Annotated in this window: 17 protein-coding genes and 1 pseudogene; 9 read left to right on the top strand and 9 right to left on the bottom strand. The window is 58.4% G+C overall.

Annotated elements, in window-relative coordinates; all coding sequences use genetic code 11:
* Positions 1-80: 80 nt before the first annotated feature.
* The 4 genes and pseudogenes from FGZ14_RS22060 (at position 81) to FGZ14_RS10835 (ending at position 5,225) form a co-directional block, all read left to right on the top strand.
* A pseudogene (locus FGZ14_RS22060) lies at positions 81-1,427 on the top strand (bifunctional phosphopantothenoylcysteine decarboxylase/phosphopantothenate synthase).
* Complete coding sequence (locus FGZ14_RS10845) at positions 1,420-2,340, top strand: DUF4835 family protein (protein ID WP_139924147.1); 921 nt, start codon at positions 1,420-1,422, stop codon at positions 2,338-2,340. The pseudogene FGZ14_RS22060 and the gene FGZ14_RS10845 overlap by 8 nt, the downstream one beginning before the upstream one ends.
* Before the next feature lie 257 nt (positions 2,341-2,597).
* Positions 2,598-4,271 (top strand): DNA repair protein RecN, encoded by a 1,674-nt coding sequence (gene recN / locus FGZ14_RS10840; RefSeq protein WP_139924145.1) that lies wholly within the window; start codon positions 2,598-2,600, stop codon positions 4,269-4,271.
* A gap of 132 nt (positions 4,272-4,403) precedes the next feature.
* The gene (locus FGZ14_RS10835) at positions 4,404-5,225 is read left to right on the top strand and encodes an enoyl-ACP reductase (protein WP_139924143.1); all 822 of its coding nucleotides are present in this window, start codon (positions 4,404-4,406) and stop codon (positions 5,223-5,225) included.
* 79 nt (positions 5,226-5,304) lie between these two features.
* Here the strand turns inward: FGZ14_RS10835 and FGZ14_RS10830 are convergent, their stop codons facing one another.
* A complete protein-coding gene (locus FGZ14_RS10830) occupies positions 5,305-6,225 on the bottom strand; it encodes a carboxypeptidase-like regulatory domain-containing protein (RefSeq protein WP_139924141.1) in 921 nt (306 codons plus the stop codon).
* A gap of 289 nt (positions 6,226-6,514) precedes the next feature.
* On the opposite strand from FGZ14_RS10830, the gene FGZ14_RS10825 reads away from it, so the two are divergent.
* From FGZ14_RS10825 to FGZ14_RS10815, 3 genes are all read left to right on the top strand, one after another.
* The gene (locus FGZ14_RS10825) at positions 6,515-7,852 is read left to right on the top strand and encodes a cytochrome P450 (protein WP_139924139.1); all 1,338 of its coding nucleotides are present in this window, start codon (positions 6,515-6,517) and stop codon (positions 7,850-7,852) included.
* 177 nt (positions 7,853-8,029) lie between these two features.
* Positions 8,030-8,968 (top strand): pectinesterase family protein, encoded by a 939-nt coding sequence (locus tag FGZ14_RS10820; protein WP_139924137.1) that lies wholly within the window; start codon positions 8,030-8,032, stop codon positions 8,966-8,968.
* 83 nt (positions 8,969-9,051) lie between these two features.
* On the top strand, positions 9,052-10,011 hold the full coding sequence (locus FGZ14_RS10815; RefSeq protein WP_139924135.1) for a pectinesterase family protein: 960 nt from the start codon (positions 9,052-9,054) through the stop codon (positions 10,009-10,011).
* A gap of 9 nt (positions 10,012-10,020) precedes the next feature.
* On the opposite strand, the gene FGZ14_RS10810 is transcribed toward FGZ14_RS10815, so the two are convergent.
* The gene (locus tag FGZ14_RS10810) at positions 10,021-10,428 is read right to left on the bottom strand and encodes a hypothetical protein (protein WP_139924133.1); all 408 of its coding nucleotides are present in this window, start codon (positions 10,426-10,428) and stop codon (positions 10,021-10,023) included.
* A 198-nt stretch (positions 10,429-10,626) separates the two neighbouring features.
* On the opposite strand from FGZ14_RS10810, the gene FGZ14_RS10805 reads away from it, so the two are divergent.
* Positions 10,627-11,043: a hypothetical protein gene (locus FGZ14_RS10805; RefSeq protein ID WP_139924130.1), complete on the top strand. Its 417-nt coding sequence runs from the start codon at positions 10,627-10,629 to the stop codon at positions 11,041-11,043.
* Positions 11,044-11,410: 367 nt separating this feature from the next.
* Here the strand turns inward: FGZ14_RS10805 and FGZ14_RS10800 are convergent, their stop codons facing one another.
* The 6 genes from FGZ14_RS10800 to FGZ14_RS10775 all read right to left on the bottom strand — a co-directional run bounded on the left by FGZ14_RS10800 (position 11,411) and on the right by FGZ14_RS10775 (position 16,798).
* On the bottom strand, positions 11,411-12,652 hold the full coding sequence (locus FGZ14_RS10800) for a M1 family aminopeptidase (RefSeq protein ID WP_139924128.1): 1,242 nt from the start codon (positions 12,650-12,652) through the stop codon (positions 11,411-11,413).
* Positions 12,653-12,712: 60 nt separating this feature from the next.
* Positions 12,713-13,132 (bottom strand): ACT domain-containing protein, encoded by a 420-nt coding sequence (locus tag FGZ14_RS10795; protein ID WP_139924126.1) that lies wholly within the window; start codon positions 13,130-13,132, stop codon positions 12,713-12,715.
* A gap of 28 nt (positions 13,133-13,160) precedes the next feature.
* Positions 13,161-13,985, bottom strand: a complete 825-nt coding sequence (locus FGZ14_RS10790) for an alpha/beta fold hydrolase (protein ID WP_139924124.1) — start codon at positions 13,983-13,985, stop codon at positions 13,161-13,163.
* Between the two features lie 88 nt (positions 13,986-14,073).
* Entirely contained in the window at positions 14,074-15,093 is a 1,020-nt protein-coding gene (locus FGZ14_RS10785; protein WP_139924122.1) for a hypothetical protein, read from the bottom strand.
* Between the two features lie 203 nt (positions 15,094-15,296).
* Positions 15,297-16,376 (bottom strand): SDR family oxidoreductase, encoded by a 1,080-nt coding sequence (locus FGZ14_RS10780; protein WP_139924120.1) that lies wholly within the window; start codon positions 16,374-16,376, stop codon positions 15,297-15,299.
* Between the two features lie 158 nt (positions 16,377-16,534).
* The gene (locus FGZ14_RS10775; protein WP_139924119.1) at positions 16,535-16,798 is read right to left on the bottom strand and encodes a barstar family protein; all 264 of its coding nucleotides are present in this window, start codon (positions 16,796-16,798) and stop codon (positions 16,535-16,537) included.
* A gap of 156 nt (positions 16,799-16,954) precedes the next feature.
* Here FGZ14_RS10775 and FGZ14_RS10770 point away from each other — a divergent pair, with 156 nt between their 5' ends.
* Positions 16,955-17,722, top strand: coding sequence for a CPBP family intramembrane glutamic endopeptidase (locus tag FGZ14_RS10770; protein ID WP_180754329.1), 768 nt, complete (start codon positions 16,955-16,957; stop codon positions 17,720-17,722).
* 76 nt (positions 17,723-17,798) lie between these two features.
* On the opposite strand, the gene FGZ14_RS10765 is transcribed toward FGZ14_RS10770, so the two are convergent.
* Positions 17,799-18,311, bottom strand: coding sequence for a hypothetical protein (locus tag FGZ14_RS10765; protein ID WP_139924114.1), 513 nt, complete (start codon positions 18,309-18,311; stop codon positions 17,799-17,801).
* Positions 18,312-18,336: the final 25 nt, after the last annotated feature.

Raw genomic sequence — 18,336 nt, 5'->3', positions numbered from 1 at the left:
TGCCTCACTACCCTTCCGCCAAGCGACTGGGGTAGGCAGCGCGGTGCCGGGTGCATCGGTCAGAAAAGCGGTAAAAGCCAATGAGTTCAGTTTCATCTGTATTGCAGGGTCGGAAAATTCTGCTGGGCGTAAGCGGGAGCATTGCGGCGTACAAGTCGGCGGTGCTGGTGCGCCTGCTGGTGAAGGCCGGCGCCGAGGTGCAGGTTATCCTGACGCCCGCCGCCGCCACTTTCGTTACGCCCCTGACCCTGGGCACGCTCTCGAAAAATCCGGTGCTGCAGGGCTTCCTGAAAGACGAGCAGGCCGGCGAGTGGCACAACCATGTGCACCTGGGCCTGTGGGCCGATGCCCTGGTGGTAGCGCCCGCCTCGGCCAATACGCTGGCTCACCTCGCCAACGGCCTCTGCGACACCTTGCTGGATGCCGTGTATCTGTCGGCCCGCTGCCCGGTATTCGTGGCGCCGGCCATGGACCTAGATATGTACCAGCATCCCGCCACCCAGGCTAACCTGGGGCGCCTGCGCCAGTACGGAAATACCGTGTGGGAGTCGCCGGCCGGGGAGCTGGCCAGTGGCCTCAGCGGCCCCGGCCGCATGCTGGAACCTGAGGAAATAGTAGCTGAGCTGGAGCGGTTCTTCAGCTAGAGCCGGGCTGAAAGCAGTCGGCTGAAACAGGTTTACGAAAGGGAAGGGGGTAGGAAATGCGGCAGCCCTTACCTTTAACGTCTGACCGGGGGTAACCCCTCCACCTATTCGCTTTCTTCCAACTCCTTTGGCATGCGTGTTCTGATTACGGCCGGCCCTACCTACGAACCCCTCGATCCGGTGCGCTTCATTGGCAACCACAGCACCGGCAAAATGGGCTACGCGCTGGCCGAAACCTTTGCGGCGGCCGGAGCCGAGGTGCACCTGATTAGCGGCCCAACCAGCCTGCCCGACCCTAGCCATTCCGGTATCCGGACGCAGCGGGTGCAGACCGCCGATGAGATGTATGCCGCGGCCGCATCCCTGGCCGGCGACGCCGACATCTGGGTATTCGCCGCCGCCGTGGCCGATTACAAACCGGCCCACGTGGCGGAAAACAAGATTAAGAAGGCCGGCGATACGCTGACGCTTGAACTGGTGAAGAACGTGGATATTGCCGCCACCCTAGGCAAAACCAAGCGACCCGAACAATTTTCTGTGGGTTTTGCGTTGGAGACGGAAAATGAGCGGGCCCACGCCCTCAGCAAGCTTCAACGCAAGAATTTCGACCTGGTGGTTCTCAACTCTCTGCGCGATGCCGGGGCCGGGTTCCGGCACGATACCAACAAGATAACCCTGCTGGAAGCCGATGGCCGCGTGACTACCTTTGAGCTGAAGCCTAAGGCTGAAGTAGCCCGCGACATTGTGCAAACCGTTCTAGCCCGTCTGCCCCACCATGCGTAATCTTCCGCTGCTGTTCTGTCTGTTGCTTGCCGCCGTGCTGTTCACGCGCCCCGCCCGGGCGCAGGAGCTGCAGGCGGAAGTAACCGTAACCACCGAAAACGTGAATATTTCGGACCGGCAGCTGGTGCAGCAGATGCGCAACGACATGCAGACGTTTCTGAACACGCGCACCTTCACCAACCAAACCTACCGGCCGGAGGAGCGGATTCGGTGCCGGTTTTTCGTGGGCATCACGGAGATTCCGCAGAACGGCACCTACCGTGCTACCGTGCGCATTGTGAGCACACGGCCCGTGTACGGCACCGGCTACGAGACCAACCTGCTGAGCTTTGCGGATCGGGGCTGGATCTTCAATTACTCGCCCCAGAACCCGATTGATTATTCGGAAAACACCTTTGTCGGCAATCTGTCGTCCTTGCTGTCTTTCTACGCCTACATCATTATCGGGATGGACCAGGACAGCTTCGCGCCCCTGAGCGGCTCGCCCTACTACGACCGAGCCCGCACCATTGTCACCAATGCCGCCTCCCAGAACGTTACTACCGAGGCCGACGAGGGGTGGAAGGACAGCAACAACGCCAACCGCTACAATCTGCTCAATAACCTTCAGGATCCGCAACTGCAGGCTTTCCGGGCTACGCTCTACGCCTACCACCGGCAGGGCATGGATATCTTTATCACCAAGCCCGAAGAGGCCCGCGCCAACATTGCCACCTCGCTGCGCGGTATTCAGGAGGCTGTGGTGCGGCGGCCTAACACCTTGCTGGCCCGGGCGTTCTTCTCCACCAAGGCCGATGAAATGGCCAACATCTTCCGCACCAGTCCCGATCAGGACCAGAAAGTAACAGTGGCTACCCTGCTCTCAGAAACCGACCCGACCAACTCGGCCAAGTACCAGGCCATTCTGCGCTGACCATAGATTACAATGGATAGTGTGACGGATAAGAACGGATTTGGATAGGAATAGATAAATAACTTGCTCTTCAAGGTAGCTGCCTTATCTGCTGCTATCCGTTCTACCAACCGTTCTTATCCGAGGTCAAAATAAATTAGCAATTAACTAAATGAGCTAGTAGCTTTGCTAAAGCTACTAGACCCGGTTGTGGCCGGCCCGTAGCTTTTCTCTTTTGTCAGCTACGGCTGGTTGTGCGGCCCTCATTGTGGATTGCTATGCTCGTTGACCTGCGCATCCGAAACTACGCCCTGATTGAGCAGCTTCAGCTGCAACCCTCGGCCCTCCTGAATATCATTACCGGCGAAACCGGCGCGGGCAAGTCCATTATGCTGGGCGCCATTGGCCTGCTGCTCGGCAACCGGGCCGATTCGCGCATGCTTTTCGATACGGAGAAGAAGTGTGTGATTGAAGGCCAGTTTGATATCCGAAGCTACCAACTCCAGGATATCTTCGAGGCCGAAGACCTCGATTACGATACCCAGTGTATTCTGCGCCGCGAGATTAGTCCGGCCGGCAAGTCCAGGGCCTTCGTGAACGATACGCCCGTGACCCTGGAAACCCTGCGTAACATTGGGGCTAACCTCATGGACATTCACTCCCAGCACGACACGCTGTTGCTGGGGGATGCCGTGTTTCAGCTGAACCTGCTGGATTTGTACGCCGGACTGGTGCCTACCCGCGCCCAGTACAGCAATGCCTACCGTCAGTACCGCAAGCTGGAAGCCGACCTGAAAACACTGGAGGACCAGGTGGCCCAGGCCAATAAGGAGCTGGACTACCACAGCTTTCTGCTCAGTGAGTTGGAAGATGCTCGCCTCGACAACGAGCAGCAGGACGACCTGGAGCAGGAAGTAAAAGAGCTGGAGCACGCCGAAGAAATCAAGTTCAAGCTGACCTCAGCCCTGCAAAGCCTGACGGAAAGCGAGTACTGCGCCACCAGCGCCATGAAGGAGGCCGCTACCCTGCTGGGCCAGATTACCGGCTACTCGGAGCAGGCCCGCGAGCTGAAACACCGCCTCGACAGCTGCCTGATTGAGCTTCATGACATTGCCGACGAAATAGAGGTAGTAGAGCGTCGCACCGAGGGCGACCCCGCCCGCATTGATGAACTGCAGGGCCGCCTGAATGTGCTCTACAACCTGCAGCGCAAGCACCAGGTCCGCGACGTGGTAGGGCTGCTGACCGTGCGAGGCGACCTGCGCGACAAAGTAGGCTCCGTGCTTAACCTGGATAAGCAGATTGCCCGCCTGCGCCGCGACGCCGAAGGTGCCTTGGCCACGGTGAAAAAGCAGGCCAGCCGCCTCTCGGAAGCGCGCCGTAAGGTGTTCCCGAAGTTTGAAAAGGAGCTGGTAAGCCTGTTGGCTGACCTGGGTATGCCCAACTCCCGCATTGTGGTACAGCATCAGGAAGGCCCGCCCGCCACCAGCGGCATCGACGTAATCAGCATCCTGTTCACGGCCAACAAAGGCGCTCAGCCCCAGACCCTGAGTAAAGCGGCTTCGGGTGGGGAGTTCTCGCGCCTCATGCTTTGCATTAAGTACATGCTGGCCGATAAAACCGCCCTGCCCACCATCGTCTTCGATGAAATTGACACAGGCATCAGCGGGGAAATTGCCGTGAAGGTAGGCCGCATGATGCAGCAGATGGCCCGGAAGCATCAGCTCATCACCATCAGCCACCTACCCCAGATGGCCGCCGCCGGCGACGCGCACTACTTTGTGTACAAGGAAGACCGCGCCGACCGCACCGTGAGCAGCATCCGGATGCTGAACCTGGAGGAGCGCATCCACGAAATTGCCCAGATGATTTCGGGTGCCAACCCCAGCCAGCACGCCTACCAGAGCGCCCGCGAGCTGCTGGCCATGCGCGGCGAGGAGCTGGTAGGGTAGGGGCGAAATAGCGAGATGGTGAAATAGTGAGTTGTGAATGGTTAACTTGGCAGCCGCTAACCTGGAGTTTCAAACGGTGCAGTGGAGCCAAGAACATCAACTCACCATTTCACCATCTCACCATTTCACCACATGTCTAATAACCTACTCGCTGGTAAGGTCGGCATCATTTCGGGTGCCCTGAACGAGGAATCTATTGCCTGGAAAGTAGCCCTGAAGGCCCACGCCGAAGGTGCCCGCTTTGTGCTCACCAATGCCCCGCTGGCCATGCGCATGGGCGAAATCAACAAGCTTTCGGAGCAGTGCAACGCACCTATCATCCCGGCTGATGCTACCTCTATGGAGGACCTGGAGAAGCTGTTCAGCGGCGCTCAGGAGCAGCTTGGCGGCAAGCTTGATTTCGTGCTGCACAGCATTGGCATGAGTGCCAACATCCGCAAGGGCAAGCACTACGGCGAGCTGAACTACGAGTGGTACCAGAAAACCCTGGACGTATCGGCTCTGTCGCTGCACAAGATGCTGGCTGTGGCCGAGAAGCAGGATGCCTTCAATGAGTGGGGCTCGGTGGTGGCCCTGAGCTACATTGCGGCCCAGCGCGCCTTCCTCGACTACACCGACATGTCGCAGGCCAAAGCTGTGCTCGAAAGCATTGCCCGTAGCTACGGTCAGCGCCTCGGCAAGCTGAAGAAAGTGCGCGTGAACACCGTTTCACAGTCGCCCACCAAAACCACGGCCGGTACTGGTATCAGCGGCTTCGATGCGTTCTATACCTACGCTGATAAATTGTCGCCCCTGGGTAACGCTCCTGCCGAAGCCTGCGCCGACTACTGCATCAGCCTGTTTTCGGATTTGACCCGCTACGTGACCATGCAGAACCTCATGCACGACGGCGGCTTCAGCACCACCGGTATTTCGGAGGAAATCGTGGAGGTTATTACCAATAGCAAAGCCTAGGCTGCCAGCTGTTCACAATAAAAAAGCCCAGCTTACATGGCTGGGCTTTTGCGTTTAGATTGGGGTAGGCGCCTTCCGGTTAGTAAAAGAAACGGCTGAGCGTCAGGGCTACTTCCGTGTAGGTGCGCAGGGAGTTGATTTCTACCCCCGCCTGCAGGTTTAGGGGCAGCGGGTGAGCCAGCCGGCCCTGCCACTGCCAGTAGCCGGGCCAGCGGGTAGCCTGAACGGAGCCGAAAATCGGGAAGGGGTAGGACAGAAACTCGTGGCGCAGCCCTACGGTGTATCCGGCGCCAGTCCGGTCTGTAATTTCATGGCTTCCTGGCAAAGTGCGGTAGCTGGCATGGCCGCCGCCTAGCAGCAGCACCGGAATACGCCGGTTGTAGCCCTGCAGGCTTAACGCAACGGTAGCTACGTAGCTGCGGAAGTCAATAGCCGCTGCTTCCGCCCGCAGGTGCTCATACGCCACATTTTCCTCGATGTAAAGGCGGTTGCTGTTCAGGAGAGAGGGCAGGCGTACACCAGCGGTCAGGGCGTAGTTGCGGTCAAGGTTGGTCTGGTAGCCAAACGTAGCCGCCAACGACTTGCTGAAGCGGCGGGGGCTGAAAACCCTGATACTGCCGCCCAGCGGGGCATACCGGACCCCGCTGGAAAGCTTCAGCTCCAGCTTGGAATACATCGCCACCGACAAGTCACAGAATTCCCGGGAGTCGGGGCGTAGTCGAACGATGATAGTATCGCCGGGCGCTGTCTGCAATTGCTTCGCTACGAAACCGATGGAAGAAATCTGAAGTGTTATGCTATCGGCGCTGGTAGCTACGCTTAGTGTAAAACGACCGTCGTCGTTAGAGGAAATACCGTTGGTAGTGCCCTTTTGCAGAATGGTAACGCCGGGCAGGCCGGCCCCGGTTTTGTCGTCAAGCACCCGGCCAGTAACCTGGGCCTGTTGGGCTAAAGCCGATAGATGCAGCAACGAAAAGACGAAAAGTAAAAGGTGCTTCATGGCAAACGGGAAAAGAGTACATCGGGTAGATGCACAGCTTGCCTGAATTCCATAACGCAGAGCTATAAAATGATTGGTATGGCGACTTTTCGGAGCCAGGATGCGCCATTTAGGGGAGAGCTATGCCCGAAGACGCGGGCGGCCTGGGGCATAGTACAGGTTGCTCGATATGATGGGAAGCCCAAGACGAAGGTGGTGCTTCCCATAGCTCCACAGTATCCTCAGCGGCGCTGGCCCGTAAGGTAAAGGCATCCGTTTCGGCGGCTCACACGCTTACTACCTACCTGCTATGCCCAAGATTTTCCGCGACCCGAGCTTCGATAGTACCCTGGATGTACTGCGCGAAGGCTACCCCTTCCTCTACAACCGCAGCCAGCGCTTCGACTCCGACATCTTCCAGATCCGGCTGATGGGCATGAAGGCCATTTGCCTGCATGGAGCCGAGGCCGCCGAGCTGTTCTATAATCCCAAGCTTTTCATCCGGAAGGGGGCCGTGCCGCGCCGGGTGCAAACCACGCTCATGGGGGTAGATGCCATCCAGACCCGCGACAACGGGGAGCACCGTTGCCGCAAGGAAATGTTTATGGCTTTGATGGGGCCCGCCAGTCGGGAGCGGCTGATGAGCCTGCTGGCCGAGCAGTGGCAGCGCTACGCTCACCGCTGGGAGAAAATGGACCGGGTAGTGCTGTTCCGCGAAGCCCAGGAAATTCTGTGCCGGGCGGCCTGCGCCTGGGCCGAGGTGCCGCTACCGGAAGACGAAGTAAGCAAGCGCGCCCGCGACTTCGGCGACATGGTGGATGGCTTTGGTGGGGTAGGGCCCCGACACTGGCGCGGCAAGCAGGCCCGCAGCCGCGGCGAAAAGTGGATGCGCGGCATTATCCGGGCCATCCGGAAGGGCCAGCTGCCGGTGCAGGAAGGCTCTCCGGCCCATACAGTGGCCTGGTACCGGGACTCGAACGGCGAATTGCTGGACGTGCAAATGGCCGCCATTGAGCTGATGAACGCCACCCGGCCCATTGTGGCCATTGCTACCTACATCACCTTCGCGGCCCTGGCCCTGCACGAGCACCCCGCCTACCGCCAGCTGTTGCGCAACCCCGCTGAGGACTACGCCGAGCTGTTTGTGCAGGAAGTACGCCGTTATTTCCCCTTCACTCCGTTTGTAGGCGCACTGGTGCGCGAGGACTTTACCTGGCACGGCTTCGAGTTTCCGAAGGGCACGATGGTGCTGCTGGACGTGTACGGCACCAACCGCGACGAGCGGGAGTGGCAAGACCCGGAAGTTTTTTGGCCCGAGCGGTTCCGGCAGTGGCAGCGCAGCCCCTACGACTTCATTCCACAGGGCGGGGGCGAATTCCTGACCGGCCACCGCTGCGCCGGCGAGTGGATTACCATTGAAGCCCTGAAGCAAGCCATAGCCTTCCTCAACGACGGCATCCGCTATGATGTGCCAACCCAGGACCTGAGCTACGACCTGACCCGCATGCCCACGCTGCCCGCCTCCGGCTTCGTGATGACCCATGTACGCGCTACGGGCAAAGGCGCCTTGGCGGCCCTGCCCATGCCGGCCGCGGGTAGTGAGCAAGCCACCGCTATGGCTATGGGTTGTCCCTTTCACAAGGGGTAGGAATGTGTGAGGTTACACGCCAAAGCCCCCCTGGGTCCAGACCCAGGGGGGCTTTGGCGCTAACGGAGGGGTAGGGAGCGGCAACGTTCCCGACAACGTTTGCGCGGAAATAGCGAGGCCGAAACGGCTGAATCCAGCGGATTTCCGATAAGTTGCCGCCCTACCTACCCACGCGCTATGAAACCCGTTCTGCTTCTCTTCCTGCTCTTCTGGCTGACGCTGGGCCACGATTTTGTGGTGGCCCAGGACGGTAGCGGGCAGTTCCGGACGGTGCAGGAAGCCTTCAACGCAGTGCCCGACTTCCGCAAAAAAGTCACCACCATCTTCATCAAGAAAGGCGTGTACAAGGAGAAGCTCATTCTGGCCGGCTCCAAGCACTTTGTGAAAATAGTGGGCGAGGACCGGGAGAAAACCATTCTTACCTACGACGACTACAACCAGAAGAAAAACATCTTCGGGGAGGACAAAGGCACTTCCGGCTCGGCCAGCTGCTACATCTACGGCCCCGACTTCACCGCCGAAAACCTCACGTTTCAGAACTCCTCGGGGCCGGTGGGGCAGGCCGTGGCTATGTGGGTGGCCGGCGACAAAGCGCGGTTCCGGAACTGCCGCTTCCTGGGTTTTCAGGATACGCTTTACACCTACGGCTACGGCAGCCGCCAGTACTACGAGGACTGCTACATTGAGGGCACCGTAGATTTCATCTTCGGCAGCAGCACGGCGTGGTTTGAGCGCTGCACCATTTTCTGCAAAACCGGCGGCTTCGTCACGGCCGCTTCTACCCCCGACAGCACCCGCTACGGCTACGTGTTCAACCAGTGCCGCCTTACCGGCGACGCCCCCGCCGGCAGCTTCTACCTCGGGCGGCCCTGGCGGCCCTACGCCAAAACCGTGTTTCTGCGCTGCGAGCTAGGCAAACTGATTAAATCCGAGGGCTGGGACCATTGGGACAAGGAAAGCAACCAGCAAACCGCCCGCTACGCCGAGTACCAGAGCCGCGGCCCCGGCGCGGCCCCCAAACAGCGCGTGGCCTGGGCCCGGCAGCTTTCCGATGCCGAAGCCAGCCAATATGCCCTGCCCACCGTGCTGCGCGGCTGGGACCCTACTCAGAACTAAGGTTTCAAGACAGAACCGGGGGTAGGGCCTACGGCCCCTGCAATTAGCCGGGCCGGATAGTGTGCCTCCTGATTTCTTTTGTGATGATAAAAAAGCTGCTTGTCCTGCTCTTCCTACTGTTGCCCCTGGCCCTGATGGCCGCTGCCCGCCCACCCGAGTTGATAGTGGCCCAGGACGGCAGCGGGCAGTTCCGGATGGTGCAAGCGGCCATTGACGCGGCGCCTTCGCAGTCGGGGCAGGAAGTGATTATCCGCATCCGGAAGGGTACCTACAAGGAAAAGCTGGTGGTACCGGCCACCAAACCCCACCTGACCCTACGGGGCGAAGACCGGGACCAGACCATCCTGACCTTCGACGACCATAGCGGCAAGGGAGCCATCAACACCTACACTTCCTACTCGGTGCTGGTGCAGGGCGCTGATTTCCGGGCCGAAAACCTGACGTTTCAGAACACGGCCGGCCGTACCGCCGGGCAGGCGGTAGCCCTGCACGTAGAGGCTGACCGCTGCACTTTCCGCAACTGCCGCATCCTCGGCGACCAGGATACGCTGTTTCTGGCCGCGGCCGGCACCCGCCAGTATTTTTCTGGGTGCTTCATTGAAGGCACCACCGACTTTATTTTCGGAAGCAGCACGGCTGTGTTCGAGGGCTGCACCATCCGGAGCAAGAAAAATTCCCACATCACGGCCGCTTCTACCCCTGCGGAGCAGCCCTACGGCTTTGTATTCCGGAAGTGTAGGCTCACGGCCGATACCGCGCTGGCTACTAACGTAGCGTTGGGGCGGCCCTGGCAGCCGCACGCCCAGGTAACCTACCTGCGTACTTACATGGGCTCCCACATCCGGCCCGCCGGCTGGGACAACTGGAAAAAGCCGGAAAGTGAGAAAACGGCCCGCTACGCCGAGTACCGCTCCACGGGCCCCGGGGCAGCACCGGCCACTACGCGCGTGGCCTGGGCCCGGCAGCTTTCCGCGCGCGAGGCGCGAACGTACACGCTCCGGCGCATCTTCGCGGGCCCCATAGGCTGGAAGCCTCGGCGCTAGCCTGGAAGGTTACTCTTGGGCCCGCAGCCAGATTTTGGCCGCTTCCAAATTCTCAAACATATGAATCTGGAGCTGGTCGCCGATGCGCTGCTGCAGGTCTTCCATGGAAAACTGCCCGAACACATCCGGCGATACTACCTGCCCGATGTAGCGTAACCCCGCCCCGATAATGAGCGGAGTCCAGACCTGCTGAATCCAGTCGTTGGCTTCGGTGAAGGCCCCCACCAGGTCGCGGTGGTCGTTGAGGAGGCGGGCGCAAGGCTCCTGCCGCAGCATGTCCAGGTAGGTCAGGCCCCCGTCCATGACGGTGCCCAGGGTCTGGCGGCCGTGCCAGCGGGCGTGCACCCAGTCGTCGCGGAGGTTGCGCTCAATAGTCAGGTAGATACTGCCGTCGCCTCGTCGTAAGGTTGTCGTCATGAAAATACGCGCGCAAAAATAGCCGGTGCCCACGCAAGGCACATAAATCGAACAATGATGCCCAAAGTAACGACATGCGGCAGGGAATGTTGGCCGGCTGAGCCGTAGAGCGCATCGAATAACCTTCCGCCGGAGGCCGCGTTGAAATGAAATGACGCCCCGAAGCGGGCGGTTTCTTTACCTTCTACCACCCCCGATATGCAGTCGCAACACTCCCTCGAAGAGGTTTTGAATACCGAGCAGAAGAAGCTGAGCTTCTTTCAGAATTTGCTCCTGATAGCCTCCGCCGACGGCCAGCTGGATGAGCAGGAAGGCGACTTTCTGCTGCAGGTTGGCAACCGCCTGGGCCTGACCTCCAAGCAAACCCAGCCCCTGGCCGACAACCTCAGCGTGCTGAGCTTTGTGGTGCCCGCCGATGGCCTGCAGCGCACCCTGGAGCTGCAAACACTGGTGCAGATGATGCTCCAGGACGGTCAGATTGACCCCCGCGAGTACGGCCTGTGTATGGAGTATGCCAACCGCATTGGCTACAGCAAGGAAATTCTCGATGACATGGTAAGCCAGCTGGCCGGCGCCGGTCCGGTAGTAAACCGCAACCCGCCTACAGTTAGCTAACCGCTTTCTAGCACCAGATAAGGGAGGTAACCTTGTGCAGCATTACTGCTTGCGCAAGGTTACCTCATTTGCTTGTGTCACCACGGTATTGCCGGGGGAGAGGTTCTTGCGCAGGTTTGGCCTTAAGGTGTTCCACTTGGAGCTACTGGATAGCCAGCACCAGCGGCCGTTGCTAGTAGATTTGCCCAACCAGCTGAGCAACGAAATTACAGGTTGGTCATCCCGGAAGGTAAGCGCCCATAGGGGCCACAGTCGGGATATCTGCTCGTAGCTAGTAAACATAGTTACGCGGAAGCAGCATTTGGCTGGCTGGTATTAAAATTTCGCCCGATGGTAAGCCACATTCAGTTGTATAAGCAGGCTGACTTTATTGACTGAGTTGTGCTTGCAGCCATTGGCGAATAACGAGGGAGCTTTCGCGCTCTACTATCCGAAGGAAATGGTCGGTGGTGGCTACCTGGGCGGCGGCAGTAGCAGTAAGTATCCGGAAAAATAGCTCGTCGCCTAGGCGCTGGTGTAGCTTAAATAAGATGGCCGTACCCTTGTCATAGAGTACTTGCCGCCGGACAGGGTAGGGGTAGTTGCGGGGCTCGAACCCTAATAGGATAGGAGCCGTGGCGGCTGATTTCTGACGTTTGCTTAGTTCTTTTTGGAAGCTGACCGTATCGCTGGCCGCTTGCAGGTAGAGCAGGCCAGAATAGGTAGCAAAGGCTTCGTTTAGCCAGTTATCGTAAGTATTCCAGGTTCCATAGCCCCACCACTTATGGCTAATTTCGTGAGCCAGAATTAGGAGGTCGTCAGGGTCTTGGGTATCAAAGGTGGTGTAGGCAATAATAGCCGCTTTATCCAACAGGCCGCTGGCTGATCGGTTGATACCTGGCAGCAGAAAAGTAAAGTGCCGGATGGGGTCTTTGCGCCCAATAATCTGATTGAAGTACGCAATGATCTTACCGGCATTTCGTACCAGTAGGCTGTCGGAGGCGGTGCAGGGGCGATTGGCTTTATAAAGGTTTACCAGCGTGGCAGGGGTAGGCGAGGTAAGCGAAAAGAATTTGCGCGCTGCCAATGCCCCAATTTCAATGGTAGAAGTACGTCCTTCAAAGATGTAGCGGCCCAGCGTGCTGGAGCGCGCCGGCCGGGTACTTACTACCTGGTAAGCATCGGGCACCTGCACCGTAAGCCGATAATCCACTACCGCATATTCCTGATTTGGAATGGTGGGGACCCAACTGGCGTGCGCAGTAAACTCAGCCATGCTGTCGGCAGCAAAACGGGCGGCAATGGTGCCGTTATACTGCACCGTAACCTGCTGCCGAGGGTTTTTAGTGAGGAATTCAACGGTTATCTGCCGTAGCGTATCGCCCGTGAAGGAATCAAAGAACAAAGCCGAGGTGTAGTTCCGGACGTTGGGCCCTGTAAGGTTGGTCAGGTGATAGGGCTTATTAAGATTGAGCAAAAGCTTGCCTCCAGTTACGCGGGTGTTGAGGGTATATTGGGCGGAAAAGGTGCGGGCCTCCGGCTGAATGGATAGCTCAACGGTTGCCTTGTCGCGGGCGGCACAAGCCAAAGAAAACACCTGAATCAGGCACAGGAGCAATAGCCTTAGCATAAGAATACGGAGAAGGATAATGCCACTAAGCTACTCATTACCTGTTTGCTTTCGGAAAGTCTATCCGGGCTCCTGCAACTGGCTGCTCCCTTCAACCAATTCCTGGAGCAAGCGCATGGCCTTTTCCGCATCGGTGGCCGCCACGAAAATATGGTCGTGGTAGTAGGCCGCCACCACGTTGCAACTGATGCCGCCCTGGGCCAGCGCCTGGGCAAAAGCCGCCGTCAGGCCCACGGCTTCCAGCGCCGAGTGCACCGTTAGAGCTATCCAGGCGGCCACAAAGGTGTAGGGAAGCCCCAGCCGGTCGGCGGTGGCCTGGGGCAGAATGACAGTGTGGCCTTCCCGCTCGCGGAATGTGCCTATGGCCTCTGCCAGCAGCAAGGCTTCCGGGGAAGCAACGGTGCAGAATACGTAGGCGCCGGGCTGCAGCTCCGGTTTCATGGTGCGCAGAAGCTGGGTGAGGTCGGTTTCGCCGGGCATAGCGGAAAAGCAGGTTTTGGCGGAATAGTTACTTTTTGCCGGCCACAATGGTTTTCGCCCGAAAAAACTCGTCGATTTTACGGTTGAACTCGTCGGCGTGGTCATGGAGGGTAGCGTGGCCGCTGTTAGGGACTATCCACAGCCAAGCACGGGGTAGGCTTTGGTAGATGGCCAGGGTGTGCTCAGGTCGAATAACGTCCTGGTCGCCGGCAATAACAAAGGCGGGGGCCTGTATGCGGCTCAGTGCCGATAATGGAATGTGAGGCTGATTCCAGTCGAGTAAAAACACCTTCCAATCATTGCGGCGCTTGGCGTCAGTAAATGTTTGGCTGCTGCCTTCGCGGTAGCCGCGCCGCATCTGCTGCCATAGCTCGGGCATAAGAGCCGTGGAGTCAGGCCAGAGGTTGGCGCCCGTGGCGGCCAGCCGCTTTACTTTACCTGGGTGGCGCAGGGCCAGCACCAGCGCCGTAATACCTCCGTCGCTCCAGCCCAGCACATAGGCTGAGTCGAGGCGCAGCTGCATAAGCAGGGCAGCACAATCATCGGCCATCTGCTCGAAGCTCAGCGAATCAGCCGCATCCGTTGATTTGCCGTGGGCCCGACTATCGAGGGCAATAACGCGGTAGCGCTTGGCGAAGTAAGGAATGGTTTTGGCGAAATCCTGACTGCTGCCACCGTTGCCGTGCAGGAGCAGCAAGGGGGCGCCGCTGCCGTAAGCTTCGTAGTATAGCTTCAGGCCGCGCACATGGGCGTAGCGGCCAGCCGCCGGGTTGTTGCCGTAAGGCACGGGCCGCTGCCCCAGCACTACCTGGCAAAGCAGCAGCAACGGCAGCAGGAGAAAGTAGCGGTGCATAACGGGCGGCAGCAGGTGGAACAGTAATAATACCATCCTGCGCCCAACTTTGCTACCCCCGCCTTTGGCCTGAACCCCGATGCTCCGCTTATTTCTTGCGCAGGTACAGCAGCGTCGATTGGTTGGAGGGGCCGTACTTGTCGTTGATCAGGAAGTAGCCGCCCCGGTAAGCCGCCAGCCCTTCCCAGTTGTAGGTCATGTACTCCCGGGGCAGCTCGAACAGGGGCTTCCAGCTTACCCGGCCGCGCCGGTAGCGCAGGCTGATGAGGCGACAGTAGTTCTGGTAGTTGCTGCCATTGCGGATCAGGCGGGCATTGGGGTCCGGGGCCGGGGTGCGGTACACGCTGTCCTCGGCACCGTTGAAGAAGTAGTTAATGGCCGTGAAGCGGTTACCGCCCGTGTGCACCAGGTCCGTTACGCGGAAGGGCAGGCGGGCCACGGGCACGTAGCGCGGAATGTCAGGGGTAGGGGCCGCGCCGGTGGGCAGCCGGAAGGCGTAGTTGTCGTGGGAGAAGTAGTTGTACTCGAAGAGCAGGAGCAGACTCTGGTCGTAATCGGCGGCAGCCTCAAAACCGGCGTTGTGGATGTGGGTGCCATCGGTGAGCACCGGTTTAGGCAGGGGCACGAGGTAGCGCGGATCCAGACGAATGGAAGCCGCGGCGTCGTCCAGCTCGCCCTTGATCAGGTAGCAGTATGCCGAAGGGGTAGTAGTTTCAACGGTGAAGTAAGCCGTGTCGCCCACCATGGTAATTCCTTCCAGGCCCTCGTACTCCTGGTGGGCGCTGTCCATGCGGGCGCGCAGCTTATCCAGGTTTTGAAGGGCATATTTCCGGTACTTCACTTCCCCCATCTTCTGCTTTAGCTGGGCGTCGAGGCTGGCCAGGTCCAGGGCGTACACTTTGGCTTCGGCGCGCTCCTGCAGGCGGCTTTCCGAGAGCAGTAGCAGCTGGTTGTTGCGGATAAATAGCCCGGAAAACTGGTTGTTGCGGTCGGCAATTTCCGCGGGCAGACTAACGGCCTGGATGCTAAATGGTGCCTTCTGAGCATGGGTTGAGGCGGCCCATAGCATCAGGAGGACAAGAAAGAGAAAACGGGAGGATGGCAGCATGGAACGCGGAAGCAACTGAAAAACAGAAACCGCACAAAGATTACCCGAAATGCGCTTTCCCTTTTTGTCTGAATAGAGTTATTGAGCTATCAGCACCACCAAGCATCTGCAATGGCCTAAGCGAAGCCCAAAAACACAAACGCCGCTTCCAGCCGCAACTACGTCAACGGCGGGAAGCGGCGTGCTTGCAATCAGGTAACCAACTACGGAATCAGGCGGTCGGTGCGCAGCTGCTCAAACAGGTCAAAGAACGATTCCTCGGTGGGCTGATACACCAGGAAACCCAGCTTCCGGCTCTTGGCCATATCCGTCATTACCTCAATGGGGCGGCCCAAATCCAGGTCAGTGTGCCAGGCCGAGGCCAGGCGGTTCAGATTCGGCTCAAGTAGGCCGTGGCGCTCAGCAATTTCTCGCCACAGGTCGGCATCGTTGGCCAACTCAGCTTCCAGGGGGCGCACGGTGCCATCGAAGCCGGCGGCTTCTACCCCGAACCAGTCGGCCAGGCGGCCCCAGAGCCAGCTCCACCGGAATACGTCGCCATTCACAATGTTGAATGCTTGGTTGCGGGCCCCCTCAGTGGTAGCGGCCCACACCAATTGCTTAGCCAGCACGCGGGCGTCCGTCACGTCGGAGAGGCCATTCCATTGCGCTTCGGAGCCCGGGAACTGAAATTTGCGGCCGGTTTCCTTGCAGATAGTGGCGTACACGGCCAGCGTGGTTCCCATATTCATCTGGTTGCCCACGGCCTTGCCAATTACGGTGTGGGGGCGGTGCACGCTCCAGGTAAACCCGTCGCGGGCTGCGGCGGCGTACACCTCATCTTCCTGAGCGTAGTAGAAGTTATCAAGGTCGAGGCGCGGGTGCTCCTCGCGCACGGGCGTGAGGGGTAGGGTGCCGCTTTTGGCGTAGGCATCAAAGGGCCCCAGGTAGTGCTTCAGGCCAGTTACCAGGGCTACGTGCCGCACCGATTTCTTCGGGGAAAGCGCCGCCAACAGGTTGCGCACCATGCCTCCGTTCACGCGGATGTTCTCAGCCTCCGTGTCGTTGCGTTGCCAGCTGGTAATGAAAACGTGGGTAGGCTGCACATCGGCCAGGGCGGTTTCCAGGCTGACGGGATTCAGCAGATCAGCCGCCACTGGGCGCAGGCCCTCCACGTCGGTACCGGGGTTGCGGGCCAGACCATAGGTAGTCCAGCCGTTGCGCAGTAGCTCCTGGCTGAGGTTGCTGCCGATAATGCCGCTCGCGCCCACTACCAGGGCAATTCTATTGGTATCCGAAGTCATGCTGTTCAGAGTAAGAGGGGCTACCCCATGTTGCGAGGTAGAAGCCCAAAGAACAGCCGGAACAGGAAATGGTTACCGGTTAGCAGCTATTAGGCGTAGCCTTTTGAAAGGCCGATTGATTACGTCTGTCAACATTTGTCGCGGAGCATAGAGAAGCGTTAGGCAAGTACAATGCGCTTCGGGGCCATTTCCACCGCGTAATCGTCTATCACCTGCCGCAGAATCTCCATGTCGCGGGGGCAGCAGCGGGCAAATTCCTCCCAGTTAATGAGCGTCAGCACGGGCGGCATTTTCACAATGGCTACGATAGAATCCCAGAAGGCGTCCCAGCTGGGGCCGTACCATTCTTCAAAACCCAGCTTTTCCTTGAACAGCTGGTGTATGGCCGCTTTGCTGGTAATGCCGGTTAGGTCGAGGGTCATGATGGAGTAATGATGTTGAGGTCGTGAGCCGGAGAGTAAAAAGGGTTAGCAAACATATAGTTTATCCTATCTTTAAGCTGAGGCAATGGTAGAGGTGTTGCTGCGAAATAATATTACGGCACAAAGAGTATGATCTTGGGTAAGGTATCTAAAACGGTGGTGCTCACCGAAAGACTGGACGTTAAATCCTTTGCGGCTCGTCGGTTTCGCTTCAACTGGAAAACAGGTGCCTGGCTGATTGCCTTATTCAGCGCTATTCGGTCCGCGCTGGTGCTCCAGGCCAACGTTACCCGGAGCTATCAGGTGGTGGCGCTCATCTTCGTGGCTATGATAGCCTTGCCCTTCCTGCTTCTGAAGCGCGCAGGCCGCCGCAGAATAGGGCTGGTGCGGCCTGCGCGCTGGAGTGGTGTACTGCTGGGCGGCGCTTTGGGCGCCCTGAGCTGCACTGCGCTATTCTACCTCACTACCTATTGCTTTGGCTTAGGGGAGGGCAACAGCCTGGCCTACATCTCGCGCACCTATGGTAACATTGCTCAGGTACTCAACGACGAGAACCGCCTGCTCTATTTTCTGATTTTCACGGTTCCAAGCCTGTTGTTCAGCCCCATCGGTGAAGAAATATTTTATCGCGGCTTGGTGTACGAGTGCTTTGCGCACTCGCTCGGGAACCGAAAGGCCACGCTGATTGACAGCGCAGCCTTTGCCTTGGTCCATGTGGCGCATTTCGGACTTATCTACACCGGGCCGGAGTCTGGCTGGCGCCTGTTGCCCGGCCCGGCGCTGTTATGGGTAGCGTCATTGTTCGTTACCTGCCTGTTATTCTCGGTGGCGCGCAAGAAAAGCGGTTCAGTTTGGGGCGCCGTGGCGGCTCACGCGCTGTTCAACCTCACCATGAATTACTTTATCTTTTATCACCTCCTCTGAGGAAGTAAAATTAAATTTCTCCTATGCTACCTTTTGGCGCGAGTTGTACCTCGCGCCAGCCCGGACCTCAACTCATTTATTGCTTAGGCCAAGTTGATTCGTACCAATCGTGCCGCCCATTAACTGCTAGCTCAAACTCAGGATGCTTCTGGAGCAGGTGTGATTGTACGAAGGCATAGTTTCCTATTTCCTGTAGCGCCGGCTCCAATAGGTCCCAGCATTCTCCATCCGAATCGAATTCCCAATTGAGTTCTATACACTCATGCTGAACCTCTTCGAAATCCGGGATTTCAAAATCAGCGGGGTTGTCATTGTGCCCGGTAAGAGGCTCAAAAACCTCAGATTTTTGTTGATCTTCTACTGCGGATAGACGCAACTGATGCCTCTGCAGTAGTTCATTAAATCTAGCATTTTGCTGATCTGAATGCATTTTGCTATCGAAGCTAATAGAACTCGCCCCTGCGTTTGGATCTGTCCATATACTTACCGTGTAAACTTCATAGATAGGATGAATTATGTGCATTCTGGCAAAGGCTTTGTCAATCATTGCACGCATCTCATTCAGGTAATGAACTTTATCAAAAGGCATTGGGCAAATTTAAATTAGTGTTACA

The organism is Hymenobacter sp. DG01, assembly GCF_006352025.1.
Taxonomy (GTDB): domain Bacteria; phylum Bacteroidota; class Bacteroidia; order Cytophagales; family Hymenobacteraceae; genus Hymenobacter.
Note: the sequence above shows the minus strand (reverse complement) of the source record. Positions and strands in the feature narration are given on the sequence as shown.